We start from the raw sequence: 25,987 nt of genomic DNA, 5'->3' as shown, positions 1-25,987 counted from the left end.
CCTGTATAGGGGGAAAAGAACAGTTCCTGAAAGAATGTGCCTATGTAAAAGCCTATTCATTTTCAGCGGGAAGAATTACACGAACCTTAGGGGAGAAAAAGGTTTTTGCGATGCAAGTATAAAAAAATTTTTAATTAGATGCAAACAGGTGTTTGTATAATTTTATTTTTAAAGCGTATCACCCGGCTGAATGCCCGTAAGACTGTAGGGGATTCTCTAAGTATTGCCTAAACATTGCCTAAGTATTGCCTGGGTATTGCCTTGCGTACATAGGGATTCCAGGCAATCCCCGGCCTATCCAGGTGCAATACCCAGGCAATAAGACTACCATTCTGACGCCATTACGTTGCCATCTGAATACTTATTCCAATGTGTCAGGCGTACAAAATGCCCCGGACCAAACACAGACATTGTCCGGACCAAACAGGGAAAAATTCCTTTTCAGGTCCCTGTCTGGTCCCTGTTATGTCCTTGTTAGGTCCTTGTCAGGTCATTTACAGACCAGGCCAAAAAGCAAAGCCCCCGATACGAACACCAGGGGCCTTTTTATAGGTACATACACTTATTGCTTATTTTCCGCTGATCAGAACCGTGGTGGCTGTTTCAAACAGGTCACGTTCTTTTGCCAGCAGCTTGTAGGAAACCGTTTCCAGTTCGGGTAAAAGACCTTCGCGGGAAATGATAATGGCTTGCGGATGGGCGCTTAAAACGCGGCTTACCGCTGCCGGATCTTCCAGTACCTGAATGGATTTATTCAAATAAAAGTTAAAGGCCGGATTGTAAATTTTATACGAATACACCTGCTCATTGGCATGCAGCAGAGGCACCGTTTTCGTTACCGGGTTATGTTTGTAAACAGCCGGGTAACCAATGGCCAGGAACAGCAGGTTAAATACCGAATAACCGGCAATGATCACATGCATGGCTTTTTTCAGGCCTTCTTTTTTAAAGTACCAACAGCTGCCGGCTGCAGTAGCCACCGGTATTATAAACAACAGGGCCCAGCCACGAAATGCCTGTGTGGCAGTTTCAAGCCCCAGGCCTATCCAGCCTGCCGCTAATAACAGCACATTCAGCGTAAGCAATATCCATAAAGGATATTGTTTTACCTGGTTTTGCCCGGTAATTACTTTATTGATGAAATAACCCAGCAGGATGGCCACAAACGGGTAACAGGGCATGGGATAGTTTGGCAGTTTGGTTCCCGACAAACTGAAAAAAACAATGAATACAACGGTTACATACATACTCATTCTGATGAACGGGTTGGTATGGAACGATTTTGTTTTTTTAACCAGTTCGCCTATGAATACCGAAACCGGTAAAAGACCCAGCAGCACAAACAGGGGCACCATGATAAACAAACCGCCATGGCCTTCCATTGGTTCGCCAAAACGGTTAATGTTATGCTCAAAGAAAAATATGCGGGTAAACTCGCCCTTCGTGGCCTGGTGAACAAGCAGATACCAGGGTAAGGCAACAATAGCGATAACGGCGAAATACAGGATCATTTTCCACGAGAACAACAGGTCGTATTTCTTTTGCGAAAGGGCCCACCATACCAGCACGGCGCCGGGCAATGCCAGCGCTACCGGTCCCTTGGCCAGGGTAGCCAGCGCGGCAGCTACTGCCGAGCAGATCAGCCATTTTAGCTTTCGCTCCTGTGCATAGGCATAAAAGCAGAGAATACCGGCCGTTATAAAAAAGATCAGGTAGGGGTCTGGAACCGACATGCGGAATTCGAACAGAAAATGGGTGCTTACCAATAAGGCGGCTACAGCCCAGATGGCGGTGCCATAACTTACAAAGCGCCGGGTAAAGTACCAGGTAATCCATATAGTTAACCAGCCAAACAAGGCGGAAAAAAAACGGGCGGCAAAAGCGTTCATCCCAAATACATGGTAGGCCAGCTGCATAAAATAATAATGCAGCGGCGGTTTATGTGCGCGCAGTTCGCCATTGAAGGTGGGTACTATCCAGTCGTGGCGGTCCATCATTTCCCGGGCAGCCTGGGCATTACGGGCTTCATCCAGAATATACATGGGGGTGGAACCGATACCGGTAAATAACAAAACAGCAGCAATGATAAATAGCCAGGTTATTTTGTTGTTGCGTAATTGCAGGAGCGCATTATTCCATTGTTGTAGCATACAGTTGCGGTGCAGGTTTTGGCGTGGTTTTTAAAGGATCTATAAAAATAAAGGGTAATCCGGGTAGGGAAGAAGCTACAGTAGCGCCATAGAACAGCAGGCTGGCCATTACGGATACGGTATGATCCAGGCCAAAAATATGCGCGCCCCACAAAAATACAACTTCCCGGGCGCCTAATCCGCCAATGGTGAAAGGTAATACCGCCACTACCGAGGAAATTAAAAATATGAGCATGTACTGTTCGGTATGGGCATGGATATGTAACGCCTGTAAAATGCAATACATACAAACCACCTGAAAGATCTGTACCGCAAGTCCCCAGGCAAAAGTGGGGAGGAAGCCCGGCAGGAAATAGGGAAAGAATATTTTAATCAGGAAATAGAAAACCGGCATGCTTAACAGGATCCCTGCCATCAACCAGTAACTATAGTAACCACCTTTAAAAGAAATGAACCAGAAAATACCCAGCAACAGACCCAGGGCCAGTAAACCGCTGAAGCGGTCGAGCAATACAGCAGCAGTTGTTTTTTTATACGCTACATTATACTCTTTGGTAAGCCGCACTACTTTATACGCATCGCCGCTGATAGAACCCGGCAGGAACAGGTTGTAGAACATGCCCAGCCAGTACAACCGGATATTCGTCCATTCTGGCAGGTGTATATCGATATTACGGAAATAAACATTCAACCTGATAGACGACAACAGTTTGGAGAACATAAAAGCGCCGATCGACAATAGGATCCATAATGGATTGGCCAATACAAGGACTCCCGACAATTTCTTGAGATCGATCTTATGAGAAATGTACCAAATGCACAGTGCCGTGATAACGATCTTGATTAACAGTTTCAACCATTTTCGAACCTTTTCAGACGGCATACGGAATGTAAGGATCATGAAACTTTATTTAATTTTAAATCGAATAGGACTCTTTTCTCACGCTTACCCATTCCACTTTCACCTGGCGCAAATACCAGTATACCAGCAACCCCGACAGGGTTCCAATTAAAGCACCGGCAGTTACATCGGCCAGGAAGTGTTGTCCCAGGTAAATGCGGGAATACCCGGTAATGATGGCTGTGACCAGGTAAATAAGTGAAAACCGCTTATCGGTAGTGTTCAGGGCAAGGATGGTGGCCAGGGCAAAAACAGAAGTGGTATGGCCCGATGGAAAACTGGTCATACCGGTATTGGTGATGCCTTCAACAAACCAGGGGTACTCGGCATTTGAAATAATAGCATGCGGCCGGGGTGCATGAAATGCCCGTTTCAGTATTTGGGAAACAATGCCTGAAAACAGGTAGGCCGTGATCACCTGCATAGCCAGGGCAGATCTTTCGGCCAGCAGCAGAATTAAAAAAATGGCGATGGAGAAAACGCCATCACCCAATAAAGTGTAATTCTGAAAAAAAGTATCCAGGTATAGCGTATGGATTGAATTAAGACCAAAAAAAATTGCTCTGGAAGAAAAGATGGAAAGACTGATTCCGCTTATGGTAAGTACGATAAGCAAAACACTCCAGAATACAGGATCGGCTTTACATATACGAATAAATCCCTTCACGGTTTTTGACAAATTTATCCCGGGCGTACTACCAGAATGTTACAGCAACGTTATCAGTATGTTACGCACATTGTGGAGAACAGGTGCCATAACATTAGTAATTACTGTAATTTCGACGCTAAATTTACGGTACCCCAAGGGGTAAATTGTTATAAGTAATTCAATCACATGACCTGGTACGAAAACGACGTCAAAAAACTGGAAGCATTAAAAGGAACTTTACCATACACACCCGAAACCATTTTTTATGGCAGTTCCTCTATTAGATTATGGGTAGATATGTACGAGGACCTGAAACCGCTTCACCCTGTTAATTTGGGTTTTGGCGGTTCCACCCTGGCTGCCTGCGTTTGGTTCTTTGATCGCATCATGGAACCTTATACGCCCCATCACATTGTTTGTTATGCCGGCGAAAACGATTTGGGTGATGGCCGCACTGCCGAAGAAGTATATATTTTCTTCTGCCAGTTCCTGGCTTGTTTGCAAAGACGGTTCCCCAATGTGCCTATGACCTACATTTCCATAAAACCCAGCATTACCCGCTGGAACCTGGAGAAAACAGTACGGTATGCCAATCAGCTGATCAGGGCTGAGATCGAAAAATACAATGGTAAATATTATTACCTCGACGTGTTCGATCACATGCTGGATACCAATGGAATGCCGGTAAAAGATCTGTATGAGGCAGATGGCCTGCATTTGACCAGAAAGGGGTATCTTATCTGGAAAGATGTATTGCTGCAGCATTTTGCAACAATCTTCAAAATTTCATAACAGGCATGTAACAGCTTTTTGCTGAAATTACCTGTCATTTGAGTAAGTAATGACGCGAAAGTATTATAAGTGGTTTAGCCCCTCCTTATACAGGCACATGGAACTGCTTGTTTTCGGTCATGCCGGTGAATCAGTGCTTTTTTTTCCCACCCGCACGGCTCGCTTTTATGATTATGAGAACTGGAAAATTGTAGAAGCCTTACGCGATAAAATAGAGCAGGGGGAACTGCAATTGTTTTGTGTAGACAGTGTTGACATAGAAAGCTTTTATGCTCCCATTCAACCCAGGGAAAAAATTGCCCGGCACCTGCAGTACGAGCATTATATTTTGCAGGAAGTATTGCCTCTCATCATGTTCAGGCCTAAATTCACTTCACTCACGGCGGCCGGCTGTAGTTTAGGTGGGTATCATGCTATGAACATTGCCTTCAGGTACCCCGAATATTTTAATAAGGTAGTGTCCATGAGTGCCCGGTACGATCTTACCTTGTCTGCACAAACATTTCCCGACCTGTTCAATGGGTATATCGATGAGCATATCTATTACAACATGCCCAGTATGTATATGCCCAATTTAACCGATGTGACGTTGCTGGAAAAGATCCGCAAACTAGCTATCAGCATGGTAGTGGGCAAGGAAGATCCCTTTTATGAAAACAACCTGCATTTAAGCGCGGTGCTTACCAGCAAAGCTATTCAGCACACCCTGTATGTGTGGGACGATGAAGCCCACCGGCCCTACCACTGGCGAAAAATGGTGCGCTTGTATTTGTGAACCGTGCCACGGTTGTATAGAGGCAATTACATAATGCTCCAATACCTGGTCGCGCTTTTTGTAATTCAGGAATTTGCCCGTCATCTGGCTGATGTGGAAATGCGAAAATTGCTCCACTACGCGCACCTGGTATCCCATCTTTTTTAAAGCATCTACTTTTTCCTGTGAAGTATAGGCCACAATATTGTTTTTGAGGGTATCCAGCTGCTGCGGATCTATGGTATGTATGGTGCCTTTGTAATAAAACTGGAAGGCATATTCCGATGATACATTATTGAACATATACACATGTTGCTGCCGCTGTGCATTCAGCGAAGCCGCCACTGCATTGCCACATTGGTATTGAAACAGGGTAGGATAAAACAACCCGTTCAAAAACAGGTTTACCACCATTATTACACCAAATGACCTGGTCAATATATGCTGCAGGGAATTGCCTGAGAAAAACCGCACCATGGCAAACGCCAAAAGCGCCAGCATAACAATTGCCGGGATCTTGTAAGGCAGGTTCACTAAAAATGTCAACCCGATACAAGCTGCAAAAAGCAGGTAATACAAGGTGTTCTGGCTATAGGTGATCGCTTTCAATAATCCCTTGTGCTTCAGGTTCAACAGCCAGTTGGCTACTACAATGGCAAAAAACGGGTACAGGATATTGGTATAATGTGGTAACTGAAAACGGGATATCGAGAATACCAGGAAGCCGGCCAGGGAAATGCCACTACAAATATAATTCCCATCCTTTGAGAAGATGGTTTTATAATTTTTCAGGGCTGAACCCACCAACAGGTATAGGATGATAGACCAGGGCAGGAAAGCCCATAGTAGCGTATGAAAAAAGAAAAATTTATCACCGGAACCTTTAATTGGGCCGTTGTTAAAAAAGCGGCCGAACTGGCTATCCCAGAAAAAGAAGCGGACGCCCGATACATTATGTTGCCCAAAGACCAGCTTTTCGGGATGTTGGTCAAACTGAAGATACAGCGTGATCAACTCGGGCAGTATAAACACCAGCACCATTAGCAGGCTTACATACCAGCGATAATTGAGGAATTGTTTCCAGTCTTTTTTAATGATCCATTCAATTACAAAACCCGCCAGCACCATGCAGCCGATAAAGATGCCCTTGGTCATTATGGCGAATGCCAGTAATAAAGAACCCGCTATATAATTTTTGAATTTGTTATCGCGATAAGCCAGGTAATAATAATAGGCGGCGCCGATCATTAATCCGGTTAAAAATGGTTCAGCCCGAACATCGTTATTGGAAAGGATCAAATGCTCAACGGAAATATAAATAAGCACGGCCCATTGTGCCGTTTGCTTATTGTATAATTTATTGGCGAACGCATAGGTATAATAAATACCCGCCATCCAGAACAACAAGCCGGGTAATTTATACGCAAATGAATTAATGCCAAACAGCTTGAAACTTATGGCCGTTATCCAGAAGGGGAAATGGGGTTTGTCGAGCCAGTCATTGCCTTCCATCATCAACTTTACAAAGTCGCCGCTTTGCGCCATGTTTTTGGCAATGGTGGCATATAAAGCGCCATCCGGTTCAAGAATAGGTAATAATAAGCCACTGGCATTAACAAGAATGCCAATAATGGTTAACCAGGTAAACCAGGTATCTAAAGGATATGCGGACTTTTTTTGCTGCTCCGGAGAGGGTGACAAACTCATACTATTTACAAATTATTAAAACCTAGGGCAAACTTAAGGAAGGATTTTTTAAATACTTATCATAGTCCCGTTTAACCCAGGCCTCAAATAATTTAAAGACACATAAACCGGCCACCATGCCCAATACCGCGCCGCCTACTATGTCTAATGGAAAATGTTTGCCCACGTATACTTGTGCGAAGCAGATGGCAAATGCCCAAAACCACAGCCAGTGCCATTTTTGCTGCTTAACATGCAGCACAGTAAGATACCAGAATGTTGCCAGTCCAAAATGATTGGAAGCATGTGAAGAAGGGAAAGAGTATTTTCCACCACAACCAATGATACCACGGATAACGGTAGTCATGTCCTCATCGTAACAGGGACGTAACCGTTCAAAATGATATTTAAGAATAGTGCCGCTGGTAAAATCAGTAATGGCAAAAGTTAACAATGTTAAACAGACAAATTTTAACCCGGTAGGCCTGTCGAGCCGGAAGGCCCAGTAAAGCATGAATATATACAGGGGAATCCAGGTGTATTGATTGCGCAGCAACAACATGAAGAAGTCGAGCCAGCGGGCGCTCATGTCCCGGTGAATGAAGGTGAAAGCAATCTTGTCTATATGGTCGAGCCAGTCAAAAAAATACATTCCTGGTAAAATTTAATTGTGAAAGTAATCGACCCATATGATGTAACTTTTACCCTTATATTAAATGTGTATGATCATATACGTGGAAGATTGGATGGTATAATTGTTCATTCAACATTGTTCTTAACAATGGCTTAACATGGTACCGTCTGTGCCAGTAAAAGGATAAATTGAATTGCACGTCTTATTTTCGTATATCATAAATTGTTTTTCATTAAGTATAGCTATGCACGAAGATTTAATTCTATTGATCGGTCAGCACATAAAATCAAAACGCACCGATAAAAACATTACGCTCGAAGAATTGGCCAACAGGGCAGGCGTTACCAAAGGTTTGATTTCCCAGATCGAAAACAACCGTACCGTTCCTTCCTTACCGGTTTTGTTTAATTTAATACATGGGTTGAATGAAGATATAAAAACCTTCTTCGACGATATGCATGAGCATTTTACCAACGGACATGTATTAATAATACGCAAAGGCGAAGAAAAGGCCTTTGAGAAAGAACCGGTAAAAGGATTTTCCTACAAACGCATATTAACAAAAAGCCTTATAACCCAGGCGGTAGATTTTGTATTACTGGAATTAAAAAAGGGAGCCGGAAGAAAACAAATGATCCGTACCGATGCCTTTGAATGCAAACATGTATTAAAAGGAAAGATCGAGTATGAGATCGAAAAAGAAAAATTCACCCTGGAAGCCGGCGATACCTTGTTCTTCGATGGCCGCGCCCGGCATCGGTTACGTAATATAGGTAACTCAGACGCGTCCTTGTTGGTAGTTTATCTTTTTTGATTTTTACATTATATACCCACCCCTGCCCCTCCCAGGAGGGGATTCCTTAAAACAAACACTAACTAACTCCATTAAAAAGTGTCACTGTAACAGACAGTGGCACTTTTTTTATGTAAAAGCCACACTCGATCAACCCATCAACTAATGTCTATATGTAGTATTTATGTATACTATACATATGTTTAGTATATGTATACAATTAATGTTTTATTAAAATAGCTTTAACACTTCCTTTATAGTACCCTTCTACTTTCGTTGTCGAAGAAATTCTGCACACTAGTCAATACAAAAAACTGTTTTATGGGGCTACAAACCTTTAAAAGAGCCACGATATTCCTTTGGCTACTAGTCATTCCTTTTTTAGTACAGGCACAGCGATCTATAACCGGAAAGGTGGTATCCGCAAAGGATAACGCACCTATTTCCGGTGCATCTGTGCTTATAAAAGGGTCCAATACCGGAACCTCCAGCAATGAAGAAGGCGTCTTTACCTTACAGGTAAAAGAAGGCGACCTGCTTGTGATCAGCGGCGTTGGTTTTGATGCCAAACAAATCAAAATTACCGGTGAAAGCAACCTAACGATCACACTCAACGAAACTACCAGGGGTTTGGATGAAGTGGTAGTAACTGCCCTGGGGGTAAAAAAAGAGATCAAAAAACTCGGCTATGCCGTACAGGAAGTGAAAGGCGATATCCTGGTGAAGGCCCGTGATCAGAACCCGATCACAGGTTTAACCGGTAAAGTAGCCGGCTTGTCGGTAGGTCCTTCTGCCGAGTTATTACGCAAGCCAACCGTATTGTTACGGGGTAATGAAATTAATTTGTATGTGGTAGATGGTATTCCTATCAGTACCGATACCTGGAATATCAGTCCCGATGATATTGAATCCTATACCGTTTTGAAAGGACCAGCTGCCGCTGCGTTGTATGGCAGCCGGGCCCAGTATGGTGCCATTCTCATTACCATGAAGAAAGGCACTAAAGCAAAGAAAGGATTTACAGTAGAAGTTAATTCAACCAATTCTATCGATAAAGGTTTTCTTGCCTTTCCACGTGTACAGGATGAATATGGGCCTGGTGAGAATGCCTTGTATGCCTTTGGCAACGGTAAAGGCGGTGGTAAAAACGACAACGACTATGATGTATGGGGCCCTCGCTTTGAAGGCCAGCTGATACCGCAGTATGATGGCGAATACGATCCTAATCAAACCTATACGACTACTTATCCTGGGGGTCATGACCAGGATTATAAGGGCCATATAAAACCAACGCCCTGGATCGCCCGTGGTGTAAACAACCTTGGCCGTTTTTTGCGTACCGGTTTTCAATCTACCAACAACGTGTCTTTGAGCACTTCCGGCGACAATTACAACGCACGGTTTTCGATGTCGCATTCTTACCAGCAAAGTATTATCCCTAACATGGGTTTGAATATTACGAATTTCAATGTGTATGCCGGTGTAAATGTGAATCCCCGATTGAAAATTGAAGCCAATGTAAATTATAACAGGCAATACACCCCTAATTTCCCTGACGTGGATTACGGCCCAAACAGTTTGATCTATAACGTTGGGATCTGGACAGGGGCTGACTGGGATGTAGAATCGCCCGATATTAAAGCCATCTGGAACCCATCGAAGCTGGGGCTGCAGTCGGTATTTGCTGAATACCAGCGTTACCACAATCCCTGGTTCATGGTGAAAGAATGGTTACGTGGCCATTATAAGAATGACCTGTTCGGGTATGTGTCGGCCAATTTCAAGATCAATAACAACCTGAATGTAACAGCCCGTACCCAGGCTACTACCTATGGTTTGCTGAGAACAGAAAGCATGCCATTCTCTGCCCACCCATACGGCCGGGAAGGGGCACTGGGTGATTATCGCGAAGACCATCGCAACCTGTTTGAAAATAATACGGAATTGTTGTTGCACTATAATTACAATGTAAACAAATTCCTGAACCTGTCGGGATTGGTAGGTAGCAATGTAAGATCGTTTACATATAACTCCACCTTTACCTCTACCGATTACATGACGGTGCCAGGTGTATATACTTTCAGCAACACATTGAATCCCGTACAGGCCAGCAGTTTCTCTTCAGATATGCGGGTGTACAGTGCTTATTATTCGCTGGATGTGGCGTTCGATAAATATGCCACGCTTTCTATCAACGGCCGTTTAGATAAATCATCGGCATTGCCAAAAGAACACAATAGCTATTTTTATCCGGCCATTTCTGCAGCATCCGTTCTCTCCGATTATATGAACCTGCCAGCAGCGATCTCCTACCTGAAAGTAAGAGGTTCGTTTGCTACCGTGCATGGCGATGCTACTTCGCCTACAATTGGAATGACACCGTTTTCTACCATCTCGGCCCTGGGTGCTACCCCTTCTGGTAATTCCCTGAACGATTATGTGCTGGGTTATGGTAGTAATTACCAGTCTCCCTACGGCGGACCCGATTATTCACTGGCCGCTGTATATTCTACCAACAAGCCTTACAACAACCAGTCAGCCGCAGCTTATACCAATAACCTGTACGACCCGAACATTAAAACTTTCAACCGGAAGAATTTTGAAGAAGGCTTTGACATTAAACTGTTGCAAAACAGGTTAGGGGCAAGCGCTACCGCTTTTCAGTATATAGACGGTCCGCGTATTCTGGCCAACCCGATCTCAACAGCCAGTGGTTACAATTATTATTACCTGAATGCCCTTACAACCCAGAAAAGCGGGTATGAATTGTCACTGAATGGGACGCCGCTCAAAATGACCAATGGCCTGTTCTGGGATGTAACAGTGAACTGGTCAACCTTCCAGGACAAATACAAAGAGCTGCCACCCGGACAATCAACCTATCAAACCTATTTTAAAACCGGCGATCGCGTAGATAAACTGTACACAACCGCCTTCGCAAAAACAGCGGATGGAAAAATTATAAATGATGATGCCGGTAAACCACTGCAAAACCCCGTGAATCAATTCCTCGGTTACCTGAATGCGGATTATGCGTGGAGCATTTACAACAAGGTTGGTTATAAAGGGTTTACCCTGGGCTTTCAGTTCGATGGAAGTGTAGGCGGTGTTACTACCGATTATTTACACAACAAGACCATGCGCGGCGGCCGTAATATTGAAACCGTACAGGGCGCTTTAGGTGTTGCCCGTAAAGCAGACAATGATCATTCCGGTGATAAAAACTTCCCGGGTGTATATGTAGGGGAAGGAGTGGTGGTTTCGAATGGGGTGCCTATCAACTTCGATAACAATGGCGCCATCCTCAACTACAAAGACCTGCAGTTTAGCGACAATAAAACGGTAACTCATGTGCAGGATTATGTAAGTAAGTACTATGGCATCGATGAAGCCAACCTGATGAGCAAAACATTTGCCAAGCTGCGCGAAGTAACACTTACCTACGATCTGCCAACAAGCCTGTTAAAGAAATCATTCATTGACCGGGCCAGCATTTCGCTCATTGGCCGTAACCTTATTTATTTCTATAAAGACAAACGGTTCAAAGACGTAGACCTGGACCAATTCAATTATGCAACAGGGGCTTCCGGTTTGCAGTCGCCCACTACCCGTCGTTATGGAGTAAACCTGAACCTGGCATTTTAGTAGTTACAAGTTTCAAGTTGCAGGTTACAGGTTTTAGAGAGCCCAGGAACCTGAACCGTGGAACCTGAAACATACCCTTGCTTGATAAAAACATAACTATAATGAAATATACGCTATATATCCCTTTGTTACTTGCAACTGTACTGGCTGCTACTGCTTGCAAGAAGTCGTTTAACGACATGAACAAAAACGATAACAAGCCGGCTACTGTACAGGCGTCGCTGTTGTTGAACGGTATTTTGTACAATATGTACGACGCCCCTTCCACCATGAAAGAACGCTGGTGCCAGTATTATTGCTGTAATTATGATTATTATGGCAACAATCGCTACGACTTCGGAGCGGGTGATGACTATTACGCAACACTGAAGAATGTGGTAAAGATGGAAGAGGAAGTCATGAAAGGAGGTGCCGCAGCTTTGAACCCATACACAACGCTGGCTAAATTCTTCAAAGCTTATTTCTTTACAAAAATGAGCCTGGCCATGGGTGATCTGCCTATGACAAATGCGTTACAGGGCAGGGCAAATTTTACCCCTGACTATGAGTCGCAAAAAAAGATCTTCCAGCAATCATTGCTGTGGCTTGACAGTTGTAATAATGAACTGGCCCAGTTAATAGCAGTGAATGATAATACACTGGAAAGGGATTTCTATTATGGTAATGATCTATCAAAATGGCAAAAACTGGTAAATACGTACCGGATCCGACTGTTGCTGCATTTAAGCAAAAGAACCGACGATGCAGACCTTAACGTAAAACAGCAGTTTGCCACCATTCTTTCGGATAATGCGAAGTATCCTGTAATGACAGACGCTTCGGATAACCTGCAGTTTGTTTATGTGGCCCCCGGCAATTATTACCCAATGAACCCCGGGACCTTCGGGTTCGATGGATCACGTTATAACACCTCTGGTACTTACATAGGATTGTTGACCCAGTTACAGGACCCACGGGTATTTGTAACCGCAGAGCCGGCTGCAGACCTGGTGAAGTCTGGTAATAGTCCAACCAGCTACAGTGCGTTTTTGGGAGCCAGTCCGGGTGAAGACCTGGGTGCGATGTATATAAAAGCCAATGGCGGGCAATATTCACTTATTAACCGCAGGCATTATTATCAAACTTATTTGGGCGAACCTTCGATCCAGATCGGATATGCAGAAATGTGTTTCAATATAGCGGAAGGCATTGCGCGGGGCTGGGCCAATGCAGGGGCCAAGGGTTCTGCTGAAGATTATTATATAGCGGGTATTAAAACTTCCATGGCTTATTATAACATCCCTGAAACCGGTAAATTCAATGCCCTCTTTATAAAAGCAGGCAGTCCGGGTGGGTCAGATGCCAAATATGATACAGCGGCTATTACGGTAAACTTCAATAACTACTATGCGCAAACTGCCGTTACTTACGCCGGTAACAACACAGCTGGTATCACCCAGATCCTAAATCAGAAATACCTGGCGTTGTTCCGTCATTCAGGTTTGGAATCGTATTTCACGTATCGCCGTACGGGGGTGCCCAATTTTACAACCGGGCCCGGTACCGGCAATAGTGGCCGTATAGCCACGCGCTTTCAATACCCGGCGCCAGAAAAGGCAGGGAATACAACCAATTATACAAAAGCATTGCAAAGTCAGTTCAACGGTAATGACGATATCAACGGCGTTATGTGGATCATAAAATAAAACCACAAAGGCTAAAGATCCAGGACTCGGGGTTCAAATCCTGAGTCTCTGGTTTTTGTTATTAAAAGACAACAGTATGAACAGTATACAGGCAACCAATATTGCCAACGAAATCATTCAGCTGTATAAACAATATGGCGGATCTGAATATGCCGGAGAGAAAGTGACACAGCTGGAGCACATGGTACAGGCTGCACGGTTGGCCGAAAAGGAGGGCTATGAGGAAGAGGTAATATTGGCTGCCTTTCTGCACGACATAGGACATATATGCGTAGCTGCACAGGAGCACAATGCCATGGGTGGCTGGGGCATCAAAGACCATGAAGCAATAGGGGCTGATTTTTTAAGGGAGAAAGGTTTTTCGAAAAGATTGTCCCGGTTGGTTGAATCGCATGTAGAAGCCAAACGGTACCTCACCTGGAAAGATCCGCTGTATTTTGAACAGTTATCGGAAGCCAGTAAGAAAACACTGGAATACCAGGGTGGTCCCATGCTTACAGATGAAGCCTTCGCCTTTGAACAACATCCGCTTTTTCATCTCATAGTACAAATGCGGCATTGGGATGATGTAGCGAAGGTGGAGTTTCTGCAGGTGGGGGAATTGGATAGGTACAGGGAGATGATTGTACGGCATTTGATCACTGTATAAAACATATGCATCATTATTTAAGAAATATGAATATACAATTAGTAGTCTTTGATATTGCTGGTACTACCGTAAGGGATACTGGTCTTGTGGCCAGGGCGTTTATCGATGCCTTCGGGGAATTCAATATGGATATACCGGCTGATGCGGTTAATCATGTAATGGGATTCAGAAAGGTAGACGCTATTAAAATGCTGGTACCCGATGACAGCAATGAGGAATTGATAGCACAGATCCATGAAGCGTTTATCCGTAATATACTCGAGCTGTATAAAAGCGCTCCTGATCTGGAACCCCTGCCATACGCAGCGGAAACTTTTCAGCAGTTGAAACAACAGGGTATAAAAATAGCCCTCAATACCGGTTTTACGCGGTCTGTGACCAATGCTGTATTGAAACGCCTGCAATGGAATACACCCGATATAATAGATGTGGTGATCTGTAGTGATGAAGTGCCTGAAGGACGCCCGCATCCATATATGCTGCAAGCCATCATGCAGCAACTGCATATAACAGAAAGCAAAGCGGTGGTAAAAGTAGGAGATACCAGGGTAGACGTGGAAGAAGGGCGAAACGCAGGTTGCGGTTTGGTTATAAGTGTTACTACCGGGGCTTATACCCGCCCGGAATTGGAGTTGTACAAGCCAGATCATATTATCGATAGTCTGGCTGAATTACCCGCATTATTATAAAAATGATCACGCTATCACCAGTTTATACAAAAAAGCAGGTCAGCACTTCCGTGCTGATGGCTGTTGTGGCGTTTCTGGCGTATACTTCGGTGTATGCGTACCGAAAGCCATTTACCGTAGCCACCTTCAATGACCTGAGTTTTGCCGGTATAAAATACCAGACCCTGCTCATTATAAGCCAGGGCCTGGGATATATGCTGAGTAAATTTTTTGGCATCCGGTTCATAGCCGAACTAAAACGCTATGGGCGCTGGAAAACAAGCGCCCTGTTAATAGGAACAGCCTGGCTGAGTTTGGGTGTTTTTGGCCTGGTGCCCGCTCCATGGGGCATGCTTTGTTTGTTTGTAAATGGCTTTATGCTGGGCTTTATGTGGGGCATTGTTTTCAGTTATGTAGAAGGCAGGCGGGCCACCGATTTTATAGGGGCCGTAATGGCGGTGAGTTTCATTTTTGCCGGCGGTTTTACCCGTTCGGTAGCCCTGTGGGTGCGTGACGACTGGTACGTGCCCGAACAATGGCTGGCATTTGTAACAGGACTTTTGTTTGTAGTACCCCTGATTGGTCTTTTTTATTTGTTGGAAAGAACACCTGCGCCCGATGAAAGCGATGTACAGGAAAGAACCAGGCGGCAACCCATGACGCGTAAGGAACGCCGTGCGTTCTTTGTTCAATTTGGCAGTGGGGTTGTAGCCGTAACCCTGGCCTATTTGTTCCTGACTATTATGCGGGATGTAAGGGACAATTTTATGGTGAATATTTTCAGCGAACTGGGTTATGGATCAAAACCCGCCATCTTCACCCAAACAGAAACAACTATTTCCCTGGTGATACTACTGGTAATGAGCCTGCTTGTATTTGTCCGCAGCAATATCCGCGCATTAAAACTGGTTCACGTAGTAGTGATCATAGGTTTTTTACTGGCTGGTATTTCATCGGCCTTGTTTATAACAGGAATGCTTAATGGCTTGTTGTGGATGCAACTGGCCGGACTGGGTTTGTATATGGGATACATTCCCTTTAATTGTATATTTTTTGAACGGCTGATTGCGGCTTTTAAAGTAGCAGGTAATGTGGGATTTCTGATCTATGTGGTAGACGCCTGGGGTTACCTGGGCAGTTCAGCAGTGATGTTATCAAAAGAAGTATTGCATTTGCAATTAACCTGGACGCAATTCTATCCCATATGTGTGGTTATTTTTTCTATGGCTGGATTATCGGGTACCGTTTATTCCTGGCTGTATTTTACCCAAAGGGATAAAGATAAAAACAGGATTGCACAACTGTAAAAACCAACTCATGGTAAAACCATCAGCAATTGTAATTGGCGCAGGAATAACAGGACTGGCAATGGCGCGTGCGCTGGCTATAAAAGGTTATGCGGTGACCGTTTTGGAACGCAATCAACAGGCAACCGGCGCTTCTATACGAAATTTTGGAATGATTTGGCCTATTGGGCAGCCGGAAGGGAAGTGGTACGAGCGGGCTGTTCGCAGCCGGAACATCTGGCAGGAGATCAGTAATACCGGTGTATTTAATTGTGATCAGACCGGTAGCCTGCACCTGGCCTATAATCAACAGGAATGGGTGGTGTTACAAGAGTTGTATGAATTGTTCAAAACAGAAAGACCGGTAACCCTGTTATCCCCCGAACAGGTGCTGGAAAGATCACCCGCAGTGGTGCCGCAACAATTAATGGGTAGTTTGTTCAGTAGCGACGAAGCCATTGTTGATCCCCGGGAAGCCATTGCCTGGCTACCCTCTTATTTACAGGAGCGGCATGGCATTGAATTCAAATGGGGCAAATGTGTTAGTTATATTGCGGACAACGGCGTGTATGTTGGGATAAACGAGCAATACAGCGCCGACCTGATCTTTGTATGCAGCGGCGCTGATTTTGAAACCCTGTACCCGGAGGTGTTTGGGAAAATGCCCATTACGCGGTGCAAATTGCAGATGATGCGATTTGCGGCCCAGCCAGATAAATGGGAGATTGGCCCTTCATTATGTGGCGGGTTATCATTGATCCATTATAAAAGTTTTGCCAGGGCGTCTTCTTTGTTATTATTGCGTCGCCAGTACGAACAGGAATTGCCAGAGCACGTACGATGGGGAGTGCATGTAATGGTATCGCAAAACAGCCGGTATGAACTAACGGTAGGAGATTCCCATGAATACGGGTTATCGCCCGATCCGTTTGATAAGGCAAATATTAATCAATTGATACTTGATTACTTACAAACCTTCGCCCGGTTTAAAAGCAATACCATTACCGCCACCTGGAATGGGGTGTATGCAAAACTCACCAATGGAGAAAGCCATCTGTTTGAATCGCCCGAGCCTGGGGTTTATATTTTTAATGGGCTGGGAGGGGCCGGAATGACCCTCTCATTCGGACTGGCGGAAGAAATAATAGCTGGTTTGTAAGTTATTGAGGAACAGCTATCTTTTCCTTCTTTTGTGCCTTTTTACGACGGGTTGACTTGTCTTTTTTAGGTGTTTCTTTTTTAAGGCCTTTCTTAATATCACCGGCCAGCAGCTTACTAACCTTTTCTAACCGGTTTTCGAGCTTCTTATCTTTTATGTGATAATCGGTCAGGCTGCTGCTCAATTTTTCCAATACAACTTTAGAAAGTTTTTTCTTCGATACTTTCCCTGATTCGGGCTGTTTTTTTGTTGTGCTCATGAAAGAATAGTTTTTAAAGACTTAATATAAAGATAACAAAACGGTAATATTCCCAATGTTAAGTTTTTGACCAAAAATCGAATACCGGTACCGAATAATTATTATATGATTTAAATTTGGTAACAGTGATTTAATATAGTGCTGCCCCGGTAAAAGTTACCTTGCGGCGATTTTGACCATCTAAATTAACTGCATGAAGTGGACCCTGATTAGTAACGCCTCAACCGGGATCAAGGAATATCATTTGGTGAATGACGAAGTGGTATTAGCCGTAATGAAATATAGTCCGGAACAGCAATCTGTACGGATTTCGTATGAAGAAGAGCGTTTGGTATTCTTTATGGAATCAAATGGCAATGCCAGCCGGATTATCTTTAAAAATGTGTACGGTGTTGACCAGGGAAAGTTTGCCCACCACAACCACAACAATACCGGCCGGCTGGAGATCAATAAGCAGATCTTTGACTACCATATTGTAGATAATAACCAGCCCAAATTAATCATCCATCAGCACAACAAACAAGAGCCGCTGGCAGTATGCCAAATACCGGCCAGCCCCACACGACATGATTCCTATTTTGAACAGGCGGGAATGGTTTTAGGCAGTTGCTGGTTTGCCAATATGCCGGCTGCCCCAAAATTACAGGGATTGTTGAAGTAGAATTATTCACATCTGTTACTGCTGGTTTTACATTTTTTCAATAAATCTGCTCGTTTAATGATTGGTCATTAAAGGAGAAATGGCTTTAATAGATATTCTATAACAAAGGGATAGTTATGTTGTAAAATGTATATAACATATGGGAGCACCGGTTCTACTACTGCGTTAATAATTATTTAAACAAGCCAATATTAAATTTGATTATTTTTACCACGTCAAACCTTGCCTTGTATAGCTACCATTAACAACTACTACGATTTAGAACTTATCCCAATTGTTTGTCAGTAAATAATAACTAACCACTCTCAACGGAACTGGTTCATGAAGACTCCGGGTTACCACATTATTGTTGGTTTTCAGCAGGGCAGCAAAGAAGCCTTTGCAGCGGTGTATAATATGCACTACAGCCGGTTATACAGCTTCATTAAAAAGTTGATCGAGGATAGGGAAGAAGCGCAGGATATCACCGCCGAAACGTTTGTGAAGCTGTGGAAACTGCATGCCAATTTCAATACCGAAGAGAACATAAAGGCCTTCTTATATATTACCGCCCGCAATGCCTGTATGGATTATTTGCGTTACCGCCAACGGCAAACGGTGAACAAACAGGCATTCGGATATACTTTAACGGAACAAGTAGACACTACACCTGTTTTCAATGACGAGATAAAAACGGCGGTTCTGAAACAATTGCACAGCGAAATCGAGAACCTTCCCCCCCAATGCAAACGCATCTTCAAAATGGCCTGGCTCGAAGGCAAGAAGAATGCAGCTATCGCAGAACAGTTATCCCTCACCGAGCAAACAGTTCGTAATCAAAAGGCCCGTGCTATTAAGATCTTAAGGCTGGCGCTGGAGAATTACAATATGGAATTGTTTGTGTTGTTTATTTTGATGATGATTTCCTGAAGGGGTCTTAAATAAATGGATAAAATTGTAAAGGGTATCGACGTAATACGATCGATACTTTTTTTTGTACCAGTGGAAATGATGAAACTTTTCTTTTATTGATATTCCTTAATAAATTGGTGAACCCTTTTGATATTCATCAATAGAAACAAGGATAAAACCGGTGTAAATTGATAATTATTAAACATCGAGTGCCCTGACAATCAATTCAATATTACCGAATTGTTATCTCGAGGATTTTCTAAAAAATACTTTGGTACAAATTCACAGTCCATCGTTTCTAGGTTACATACACATTCATCGCAGATTCCAACCTTGATCCTGAAAGTGTATAGATTAACCTTTTCCTACACTACGATTGCCATTACACCATTTGCTTGCAACATTAAGAAACTGATACGCCTGATTTCATTGGGAAGGCAGGCTATTATTTAAACCATTGAAATGAATTTAGTAGTTAAAAGAATTGCATCCCTTATCATTAAACAGTGGCGTGGAGAGCTGACTGTTGAGGAAACGATTGAACTGGAACAATGGGCTGGTGAAAGTCAAATCAACCGTGATCTGTTACAACAGCTGACGCACGATGAAACGCTGCGCCAGGAACTGATCACTTATTATGAAGCAGAAAGCGCCAGGGAAGCTGTATGGAAAAAAATTGAAAATGCTACCGTTGAAACTACACCGGTCATTCCTTTGCCTGTACACCATACAAGAAAGTACAGATACCTGGCCGTTGCAGTGACCACCGCAGCTGTTTTAACCACCGTAGCATATTTCTGGTTGCAAAACAAACCCAGGCCAACCACTGCCACGCAGGTGGCCCAAACTACTATCAATGATGTGTTGCCAGGAGGAAATAAAGCGATATTGAAGCTCAGTGACGGAAAAACTATTGTGCTTGACAATGCACATAATGGTTTATTAGCCGAGCAGGGCGCTGTACAGATAGAAAAGCAGGAAGGTACATTGAGCTATTCATCTTCGACAACTGCAACAACCGTAACATATAATACGCTCGCTACACCAGCAGGCGGACAGTTTCAGATAAAGTTGCCAGATGGCACGCGGGTATGGTTGAATGCCTCTTCTTCCATTACATATCCCACTGCCTTTGCTGGTAAGGAACGCAGAGTTGCAATCACCGGGGAAGGATATTTTGAAGTTGCGAAAGATGCCCACAAGCCGTTTAAGGTAACAATACAATCAGCTACCGGCGAAAAAAGACCGGCAGAGGTGGAAGTATTGGGAACCCATTTTAATATCAATGCGTATGATGATGAGGCTGCCATAAAAACCACCTTGCTGGAGGGGAAAGTAAAGATCGCCAAAGAACAATCAACCGCCATTTTAAAACCGGGCCAACAGGCACAGATAAACAGGAACCAAAATAACATACAGGTAAAAGAAAATGCATCGATGGAAGAAGTGGTTGCCTGGAAGAATGGCGAGTTCCTGTTTCAAAGTGCCGATATCAGCACACTGATGCGGCAGGTAGCCCGGTGGTACGATATAGAAGTCAGCTATCCTGATGGAAAACCCAAAGATAAATTCAGCGGGAAGATTGGACGGAATGTGAATTTGAGTCAGTTGTTGAAGATCCTGGAATATTCCGAAGTTAGGTTTGAACTGAAAGGCCGTACGCTAGTTGTGAAAAATTGATCAATAGCCATAAAAAAGCCGTCCCATGTTCGAGATGGGGCGGCCATGTTTGGTTGGGTCATTTTTAAATAAAAACTGTTGAGAACATTTCTATTTATCAAACCTAAAACGCAAATGTATGAAATTACGGACCTGGTGCATCCGTAGCGGTCAACTTTTGACCAAACCTGTATTGGTATTTGCAGGATTTCTTGTTTTTTTAACGATTTTTAATCCGGCCACCATGCAGGCTGAAGACGACTGGGGTGGTATTACGATCCGGCATGAAAACGCCCCCATTCAGAAAGTCTTTCAAAGTATCGAAAAACAAAGCGGTTACCGCTTCTTTTACAACGAAACATTGCTACAGGGAGCTGTTAAGGTATCCCTTAATCTGCAGAATGTAAGTCTGCAGGAGGCGCTTGACGCCTGCTTCCGCAATCAACCATTAAGCTATGCCATAGTAGATAAAACGATCATTGTAAAAAGAAGGCCCGAACAGCAGCCAGTTGCACCTGTCCCGACTGCTGTATCCTTCACTCTCCCCAACAAAGGCAAGCTCATTGCTGTACGTGGTAAAGTAACCAGTAACAACATTCCTGTTGCCGGCGCCAGTATTATGATCAAAGGCACCGACAACGGCGCCAGTACCGACAAGGATGGCATCTTTACGCTTTCAGAGGTGGATGAGGATGCTGTTTTGGTGGTAAGTAGTGTGAGTCATCAGGCGAGGGAGGTGCGGTTGAATGGGCAGGGGTTTATTACTATTGATTTGGCGCAGCAGAGTGATAATCTCGATGAAGCGGTTGTAGTGGCGTATAATACCACAACAGTTAAAAGAAATACAGCAGCCGTAACTGTGGTGAAAGGGGAGCAAATACAGAATCTGCCGAATAGAAGTTTTGATAAAAGTTTACAAGGGCTGGTGCCTGGATTATTGGTAACTGGCGGGACTGGTCAACCTGGTGCGCCGCCTTCCAATTTTGTATTGAGAGGCATAGCAACAGGGGCGCAGCCCACCAATGGAGAATCATTTAGAAATCCCCTGATTATTATAGATGGAATTCCGGTTACCCAGGATCCCCCGGCTAACACCTCCGCTTCTGTTTTGAGAATAACCAATCCATTGGCCCAGTTGAATCCGTCAGACATTGAATCGATTTCGGTTTTAAAAGATGCATCAGCGGTAGCGCTGTACGGTTCCAAAGCAAGTAATGGGGTATTATTGGTAACGACCAAAAAAGGCAAAACCGGAAAGACAGTATTTAATTTTCGTCATCAAACAGATGTCTCTTCTGCTATTGAGGGGAAAATAAAAATGTTAAGCCAGGAGGAGTACTTAGCGTTGTTGTTTGAGGCGTACCGGAATAATAATCCCACTTTATATTCAAAGGATGCTGCCATCTTAACAGATCTTCGAAAAAAATTCCCCATAATAGTAAATTCTCCCGGAGATACCAGTTTCTATGAGCCATCCAACTGGGTCGATGAATATTTTAAAAAGGCAGCTGTTACGGTTTCGAATGAAATATCCATGTCAGGCGGAAATGAAAGATCTAACTTTTATATTAATCTGGAATATACAAAGCAGGATGGAGTAACTCCTAAAACCGGATATGATCGAAAATCCGTTCGCTTTAACTATGAGCATAGGCCAACAAGCTGGCTGAAACTGGGAATTAATACAGGTTTATCTTATAACATACAACAATATGCCAGCGAAGGGACTAATAATTTTTTAAAAGTTATTGCCATATCGCCCCTGAATCCAATACGGGATATGTCTGGTAATCTGTTTTATAAATTCAATTGGGGACTTGGAGGCACCGGCGGTAGTGCTTCGCCTACCCCTATTGCTCAGACTGATTTAAATATTAATAACAGTACAGCATTTAGAGGAATTAACAAGTTATACGGAGAAGCAAGGTTTAAGAATTTTGCATTTAGCTCCACTTTGGGAGTTGATTTTATGCTTAATGAAGTAAAACAAAAAGCGCATCCTCTGGTAAGCATTGGTACTACTATGGGTAGTCTTACTGAACAGCCATTCAGGTCGGCCAATGTTATTTCTACAAATATCTTACGATTCAATAAATCATGGAACAGGATACATGATCTGAATATTTTAGTGGGACAGGAAGCTCAAATTGCAAGCAGTAAATACCTTACTATAACAAGAACAAATTTAAGCTCCAATCCAAATTCAGATCAGCTGTTAACAGGCACGGTCTCAGCTGCGGGAGGGAACACGTCAAAACAAACGTTGCTATCGTATTTCAGTCAGTTAAACTATGGATTGTTTGAGCGGTACTATATTTCAGGAAGCCTTCGGTCAGATGGCGCTTCCAATTTTGGAAAGAACAACCGCTTTGGTAGCTACTGGTCAATCGGTGGTGGGTGGATAATTAGCGATGAACCCTTGTTAAGAAGGACGAACAAGTGGTTGAATCTGCTAAAAGTAAGGGGGAGCATGGGACCTGCGGGTAATTCAGCTGCGGTTACCGATATGTTACGTTTTGATGCACTTCAATTACGAAATTACTTAAACGGGGTGGCCGTATATCCTGCAGCTGGTAATCCCGGCAACCCAAGTATAAAATGGGAGCAGACGTTTGTTTGGGACGCAGGTCTTGAGCTCAGGATCTTAAAAGACCGTATTAATATTACTGCAGACATCTATACCAGGAAGACTAAAAATTTAATTGCATATGATATTAATGCTCCTTTGGCAACAGGTACCCAGTTTTTTACCGGCAATGTTGGAGATATAAAAAATAAGGGTATAGAATTATCAATGGCTTCAAAAATTATTGCAAAGGGTGATTTTCGTTGGAATATAAACCTCAACTGGAGTAAGAACCAAAACAGACTTACAAAATCTTTCTATCCCAGAACTACCATAACGGGAACAAACCTGGTTAATGAGGTTGGCTCTGAATATAATTCATTCTATTTGCGCCGCTGGGCTGGTGTAAATCCTGATAATGGAAGACCGATGTGGGTGGATTCAACTGGTAAGTTCAGCGAAAATTATATGGCTGCAAAACCTGAAATAGTGGGCAAAGCCCAGCCTGATGGGTTTGGTGCAGTGACGAATTCATTTGGATATAAAGGGATTGAGCTTTCGGCTGCAATTTATTACCAATATGGTTCAAAAATATACTACAATTCGAATTTGCAAAATGATGGTAGTGCCAATAATAATGATCCATACCTGAACCAGACTAAAAGTGCATTGGATCGTTGGCAAAAACCTGGTGACATTGCTGCTAATCCTCGCAGGCTCTTAAATGGTCAGGCTATAACCAGTACCGGTACTGTCCTTGATGAAGGGACAAATGCTTCAACCCGGTATTTGTATGATGGTGATTTTATCCGGTTAGCTAATGTGGCGTTAGCATATAGCTTTCAAAGAGGATTAATTGAAAGATTGCATTTGAGTTCTGCAAGAATTTTTATTCAGGGACATAATTTGGCAACCTGGACAAAATATTCCGGACAGGACCCTGAGAATATCGGTTCATCTGGTTTCGGTAGTATCATTTACCCACAACAACGATCTTATACTGTTGGGTTAAATGTTAGCTTTTAAACTAAGTGAAAATTAGCAGCATTTTAGTTTAAGATTAAAAACAACAATTATGAAATTTTGCGCATATCGAATCAGTATACTGTTTTTATTAATTTTATCATTGTCTTGCAAAAAAAGTTTTTTGGATGTTGTAGATAACAGTAATCTTAACAAGCAGAGTTATGTTAAAGATTTGAATTCCATGCAGGATTATTTGAATGGCATATATGTGATGATCTCTACAGGCCATGAGTTTTATTATACAGCGGCTTACCCTGAGCTGGTATCGGATAACTTAAAGCCTTCCTCTGCCACGAGTCCTTTGTTGTTACAATATAACTGGTCTCAAAAATTCGATGAGGTAAATATTAATACATCTACTTCTATGAATTCAACATGGAAAGACTTATATCAAATTGTGCGTGCATGCAATTTTGTGATCGAAGATGTAGATAAGTATGCAAAGGAAAACCCGGATAAAGCAGCAGGAATCAAGGGGCAGGCTTATGCGATCAGGGCGTTAGTTCATTTCAGACTGGTTAATTTTTTTGCTCAAAGTTATGCTTATACGGCTGATGCCTCCCATCCTGGGGTCCCTTATATTACTACCTCTGATATTACAAAACCCTATACCCGGCAAACGGTAGCAGAAGTTTATCAATACATGATAGATGACCTGAACAACGCGATGGCGAATTTGCCATCAACCACAACAGATTGCCGTTATTTTAGTGGCCCGGCCGTCAAAGGGCTTTTGTCGAGGGTTTATTTATTCCAGGGAGACTTCGAAAACGCAAAGAAACTTTCCATTGAAGTAGCGAATCAGGTTCCATTAATGACAATAAGCGCGGGTTACCCCAACGACTTATTCAAAAATAAAAGCCCGGAACAAACCGAAGTATTGTTTCAGGCTACCCCGGTTGCAGTGGGAGGCTTCCTTGGCTATTCATTAAAGTCAGCATTTTATCATGTAGCTACTAACGATATAGCCAGTATATTAAGAGAAAATTCAAATGATGTTCGGAAAAACTGGGTTAAGGACACAACTGGTTCCCGGATAAAGGTTGTTAAATTTCCATCCAGCGTGGCTGGTGCGTTGTTTCCTGTTGCAGAGGGGGATTATTATTCTCCGGTGCTCAGATCTTCTGAAATGTTTTTAATAGCTGCCGAAGCTTCTATGAGAACAGGAAATGAAAATGATGCCAGGATGTTTCTGAATGCAATCCGAAGAAGAGCCAATACTACAATTTCTGATGTGACGGCCACAGGTCCTGCTTTATTAGATTCAATATATAAAGAGCGAAGAAAAGAGTTGTGTTTCGAAGGGACACGTATGTTTGACCTGCAACGATGGAAGTTAGGTGTCCAAAGGCAAGATGTCTTCCAGGGGTATCAGTCCACGTTATTATTTCCTGATAATAAGGCAATATCTCCTATTCCCGGACAGGATGTAAACCTTATGCGTTTGTCACAAAACGATGGCTATTGATCATTT

At 43.3% G+C, this 25,987-nt stretch carries 20 protein-coding genes and 1 pseudogene; 15 read left to right on the top strand and 6 right to left on the bottom strand.

From position 1 onward, the window contains the following. Positions 1 to 569: 569 nt before the first annotated feature. The 3 genes from BMX95_RS18135 to BMX95_RS18125 are packed head-to-tail and all read right to left on the bottom strand — an operon-like array spanning position 570 to position 3,718. Positions 570 to 2,150: an ArnT family glycosyltransferase gene (locus BMX95_RS18135; protein ID WP_081202624.1), complete on the bottom strand. Its 1,581-nt coding sequence runs from the start codon at positions 2,148 to 2,150 to the stop codon at positions 570 to 572. Next, positions 2,131 to 3,051: a lysylphosphatidylglycerol synthase transmembrane domain-containing protein gene (locus BMX95_RS18130; RefSeq protein WP_081202625.1), complete on the bottom strand. Its 921-nt coding sequence runs from the start codon at positions 3,049 to 3,051 to the stop codon at positions 2,131 to 2,133. Before BMX95_RS18130 ends, BMX95_RS18135 begins: the two co-directional genes overlap by 20 nt. Before the next feature lie 16 nt (positions 3,052 to 3,067). Next, on the bottom strand, positions 3,068 to 3,718 hold the full coding sequence (locus BMX95_RS18125) for a phosphatase PAP2 family protein (RefSeq protein WP_165759020.1): 651 nt from the start codon (positions 3,716 to 3,718) through the stop codon (positions 3,068 to 3,070). 168 nt (positions 3,719 to 3,886) lie between these two features. Here BMX95_RS18125 and BMX95_RS18120 point away from each other — a divergent pair, with 168 nt between their 5' ends. After that, positions 3,887 to 4,492: a GDSL-type esterase/lipase family protein gene (locus tag BMX95_RS18120; RefSeq protein WP_081202627.1), complete on the top strand. Its 606-nt coding sequence runs from the start codon at positions 3,887 to 3,889 to the stop codon at positions 4,490 to 4,492. 97 nt (positions 4,493 to 4,589) lie between these two features. After that, complete coding sequence (locus tag BMX95_RS18115; protein ID WP_242673193.1) at positions 4,590 to 5,267, top strand: esterase family protein; 678 nt, start codon at positions 4,590 to 4,592, stop codon at positions 5,265 to 5,267. Here BMX95_RS18115 and BMX95_RS18110 read toward each other — a convergent pair. Then, positions 5,160 to 6,953, bottom strand: coding sequence for an ArnT family glycosyltransferase (locus BMX95_RS18110; RefSeq protein ID WP_081202629.1), 1,794 nt, complete (start codon positions 6,951 to 6,953; stop codon positions 5,160 to 5,162). The two genes, BMX95_RS18115 and BMX95_RS18110, sit on opposite strands and share 108 nt — an antisense overlap. Positions 6,954 to 6,975: 22 nt before the next feature. Beyond that, positions 6,976 to 7,584, bottom strand: a complete 609-nt coding sequence (locus BMX95_RS18105; RefSeq protein ID WP_081202630.1) for a phosphatase PAP2 family protein — start codon at positions 7,582 to 7,584, stop codon at positions 6,976 to 6,978. Between the two features lie 226 nt (positions 7,585 to 7,810). Here BMX95_RS18105 and BMX95_RS18100 point away from each other — a divergent pair, with 226 nt between their 5' ends. The 7 genes from BMX95_RS18100 to BMX95_RS18070 all read left to right on the top strand — a co-directional run bounded on the left by BMX95_RS18100 (position 7,811) and on the right by BMX95_RS18070 (position 17,451). Next, positions 7,811 to 8,380, top strand: coding sequence for a helix-turn-helix domain-containing protein (locus BMX95_RS18100; protein ID WP_081202631.1), 570 nt, complete (start codon positions 7,811 to 7,813; stop codon positions 8,378 to 8,380). Positions 8,381 to 8,680: 300 nt separating this feature from the next. After that, positions 8,681 to 12,004, top strand: coding sequence for a SusC/RagA family TonB-linked outer membrane protein (locus BMX95_RS18095; RefSeq protein ID WP_081202632.1), 3,324 nt, complete (start codon positions 8,681 to 8,683; stop codon positions 12,002 to 12,004). A 101-nt stretch (positions 12,005 to 12,105) separates the two neighbouring features. After that, positions 12,106 to 13,689 (top strand): SusD/RagB family nutrient-binding outer membrane lipoprotein, encoded by a 1,584-nt coding sequence (locus BMX95_RS18090; RefSeq protein WP_081202633.1) that lies wholly within the window; start codon positions 12,106 to 12,108, stop codon positions 13,687 to 13,689. A gap of 76 nt (positions 13,690 to 13,765) precedes the next feature. After that, positions 13,766 to 14,338, top strand: coding sequence for an HD domain-containing protein (locus BMX95_RS18085; protein WP_081202634.1), 573 nt, complete (start codon positions 13,766 to 13,768; stop codon positions 14,336 to 14,338). 26 nt (positions 14,339 to 14,364) lie between these two features. Then, positions 14,365 to 15,027 (top strand): HAD-IA family hydrolase, encoded by a 663-nt coding sequence (locus BMX95_RS18080; RefSeq protein ID WP_165759021.1) that lies wholly within the window; start codon positions 14,365 to 14,367, stop codon positions 15,025 to 15,027. Between the two features lie 2 nt (positions 15,028 to 15,029). Further along, complete coding sequence (locus BMX95_RS18075; RefSeq protein ID WP_081202636.1) at positions 15,030 to 16,313, top strand: DUF5690 family protein; 1,284 nt, start codon at positions 15,030 to 15,032, stop codon at positions 16,311 to 16,313. Positions 16,314 to 16,323: 10 nt separating this feature from the next. Continuing rightward, the gene (locus BMX95_RS18070) at positions 16,324 to 17,451 is read left to right on the top strand and encodes a TIGR03364 family FAD-dependent oxidoreductase (protein ID WP_081202637.1); all 1,128 of its coding nucleotides are present in this window, start codon (positions 16,324 to 16,326) and stop codon (positions 17,449 to 17,451) included. A gap of 1 nt (position 17,452) precedes the next feature. Here BMX95_RS18070 and BMX95_RS18065 read toward each other — a convergent pair whose 3' ends face one another. After that, on the bottom strand, positions 17,453 to 17,710 hold the full coding sequence (locus BMX95_RS18065; RefSeq protein WP_081202638.1) for a hypothetical protein: 258 nt from the start codon (positions 17,708 to 17,710) through the stop codon (positions 17,453 to 17,455). 193 nt (positions 17,711 to 17,903) lie between these two features. Between BMX95_RS18065 and BMX95_RS18060 the strand changes: the two genes are divergently transcribed. The 6 genes and pseudogenes from BMX95_RS18060 (at position 17,904) to BMX95_RS35855 (ending at position 25,981) form a co-directional block, all read left to right on the top strand. Then, positions 17,904 to 18,371, top strand: a complete 468-nt coding sequence (locus BMX95_RS18060) for a hypothetical protein (protein ID WP_081202639.1) — start codon at positions 17,904 to 17,906, stop codon at positions 18,369 to 18,371. Positions 18,372 to 18,692: 321 nt separating this feature from the next. Then, a complete protein-coding gene (locus BMX95_RS18055) occupies positions 18,693 to 19,280 on the top strand; it encodes an RNA polymerase sigma factor (RefSeq protein ID WP_081202640.1) in 588 nt (195 codons plus the stop codon). Between the two features lie 444 nt (positions 19,281 to 19,724). Then, positions 19,725 to 20,942 carry a FecR family protein gene (locus BMX95_RS18050; protein ID WP_081202641.1) on the top strand — a complete coding sequence of 406 codons (1,218 nt, stop codon included), beginning with the start codon at positions 19,725 to 19,727 and terminating at the stop codon, positions 20,940 to 20,942. Positions 20,943 to 21,060: 118 nt separating this feature from the next. After that, the gene (locus tag BMX95_RS18045) at positions 21,061 to 24,513 is read left to right on the top strand and encodes a SusC/RagA family TonB-linked outer membrane protein (RefSeq protein WP_081202642.1); all 3,453 of its coding nucleotides are present in this window, start codon (positions 21,061 to 21,063) and stop codon (positions 24,511 to 24,513) included. A 49-nt stretch (positions 24,514 to 24,562) separates the two neighbouring features. After that, positions 24,563 to 25,252, top strand: a pseudogene (locus BMX95_RS35860) (RagB/SusD family nutrient uptake outer membrane protein); the annotation flags it as partial. Between the two features lie 75 nt (positions 25,253 to 25,327). After that, the gene (locus BMX95_RS35855; protein WP_394334995.1) at positions 25,328 to 25,981 is read left to right on the top strand and encodes a RagB/SusD family nutrient uptake outer membrane protein; all 654 of its coding nucleotides are present in this window, start codon (positions 25,328 to 25,330) and stop codon (positions 25,979 to 25,981) included. Positions 25,982 to 25,987: the final 6 nt, after the last annotated feature.

The organism is Niastella yeongjuensis (assembly GCF_900110245.1).
Lineage (GTDB): Bacteria > Bacteroidota > Bacteroidia > Chitinophagales > Chitinophagaceae > Niastella > Niastella yeongjuensis.
This window is presented reverse-complemented; position numbering and strand designations above follow the sequence as displayed.

What these genes read in the sequence shown, in the direction of transcription:
- BMX95_RS18135 (WP_081202624.1), bottom strand. Translation starts at nt 2,150, where the DNA reads ATGCTACAACAATGGAATAATGCGCTCCTGCAATTACGCAACAACAAA.
- BMX95_RS18130 (WP_081202625.1), bottom strand. Translation starts at nt 3,051, where the DNA reads ATGATCCTTACATTCCGTATGCCGTCTGAAAAGGTTCGAAAATGGTTG.
- BMX95_RS18120 (WP_081202627.1), top strand. Translation starts at nt 3,887, where the DNA reads ATGACCTGGTACGAAAACGACGTCAAAAAACTGGAAGCATTAAAAGGA.
- BMX95_RS18115 (WP_242673193.1), top strand. Translation starts at nt 4,590, where the DNA reads ATGGAACTGCTTGTTTTCGGTCATGCCGGTGAATCAGTGCTTTTTTTT.
- BMX95_RS18110 (WP_081202629.1), bottom strand. Translation starts at nt 6,953, where the DNA reads ATGAGTTTGTCACCCTCTCCGGAGCAGCAAAAAAAGTCCGCATATCCT.
- BMX95_RS18105 (WP_081202630.1), bottom strand. Translation starts at nt 7,584, where the DNA reads ATGTATTTTTTTGACTGGCTCGACCATATAGACAAGATTGCTTTCACC.
- BMX95_RS18100 (WP_081202631.1), top strand. Translation starts at nt 7,811, where the DNA reads ATGCACGAAGATTTAATTCTATTGATCGGTCAGCACATAAAATCAAAA.
- BMX95_RS18095 (WP_081202632.1), top strand. Translation starts at nt 8,681, where the DNA reads ATGGGGCTACAAACCTTTAAAAGAGCCACGATATTCCTTTGGCTACTA.
- BMX95_RS18090 (WP_081202633.1), top strand. Translation starts at nt 12,106, where the DNA reads ATGAAATATACGCTATATATCCCTTTGTTACTTGCAACTGTACTGGCT.
- BMX95_RS18085 (WP_081202634.1), top strand. Translation starts at nt 13,766, where the DNA reads ATGAACAGTATACAGGCAACCAATATTGCCAACGAAATCATTCAGCTG.
- BMX95_RS18080 (WP_165759021.1), top strand. Translation starts at nt 14,365, where the DNA reads ATGAATATACAATTAGTAGTCTTTGATATTGCTGGTACTACCGTAAGG.
- BMX95_RS18075 (WP_081202636.1), top strand. Translation starts at nt 15,030, where the DNA reads ATGATCACGCTATCACCAGTTTATACAAAAAAGCAGGTCAGCACTTCC.
- BMX95_RS18070 (WP_081202637.1), top strand. Translation starts at nt 16,324, where the DNA reads ATGGTAAAACCATCAGCAATTGTAATTGGCGCAGGAATAACAGGACTG.
- BMX95_RS18065 (WP_081202638.1), bottom strand. Translation starts at nt 17,710, where the DNA reads ATGAGCACAACAAAAAAACAGCCCGAATCAGGGAAAGTATCGAAGAAA.
- BMX95_RS18060 (WP_081202639.1), top strand. Translation starts at nt 17,904, where the DNA reads ATGAAGTGGACCCTGATTAGTAACGCCTCAACCGGGATCAAGGAATAT.
- BMX95_RS18055 (WP_081202640.1), top strand. Translation starts at nt 18,693, where the DNA reads ATGAAGACTCCGGGTTACCACATTATTGTTGGTTTTCAGCAGGGCAGC.
- BMX95_RS18050 (WP_081202641.1), top strand. Translation starts at nt 19,725, where the DNA reads ATGAATTTAGTAGTTAAAAGAATTGCATCCCTTATCATTAAACAGTGG.
- BMX95_RS18045 (WP_081202642.1), top strand. Translation starts at nt 21,061, where the DNA reads ATGAAATTACGGACCTGGTGCATCCGTAGCGGTCAACTTTTGACCAAA.
- BMX95_RS35855 (WP_394334995.1), top strand. Translation starts at nt 25,328, where the DNA reads ATGACAATAAGCGCGGGTTACCCCAACGACTTATTCAAAAATAAAAGC.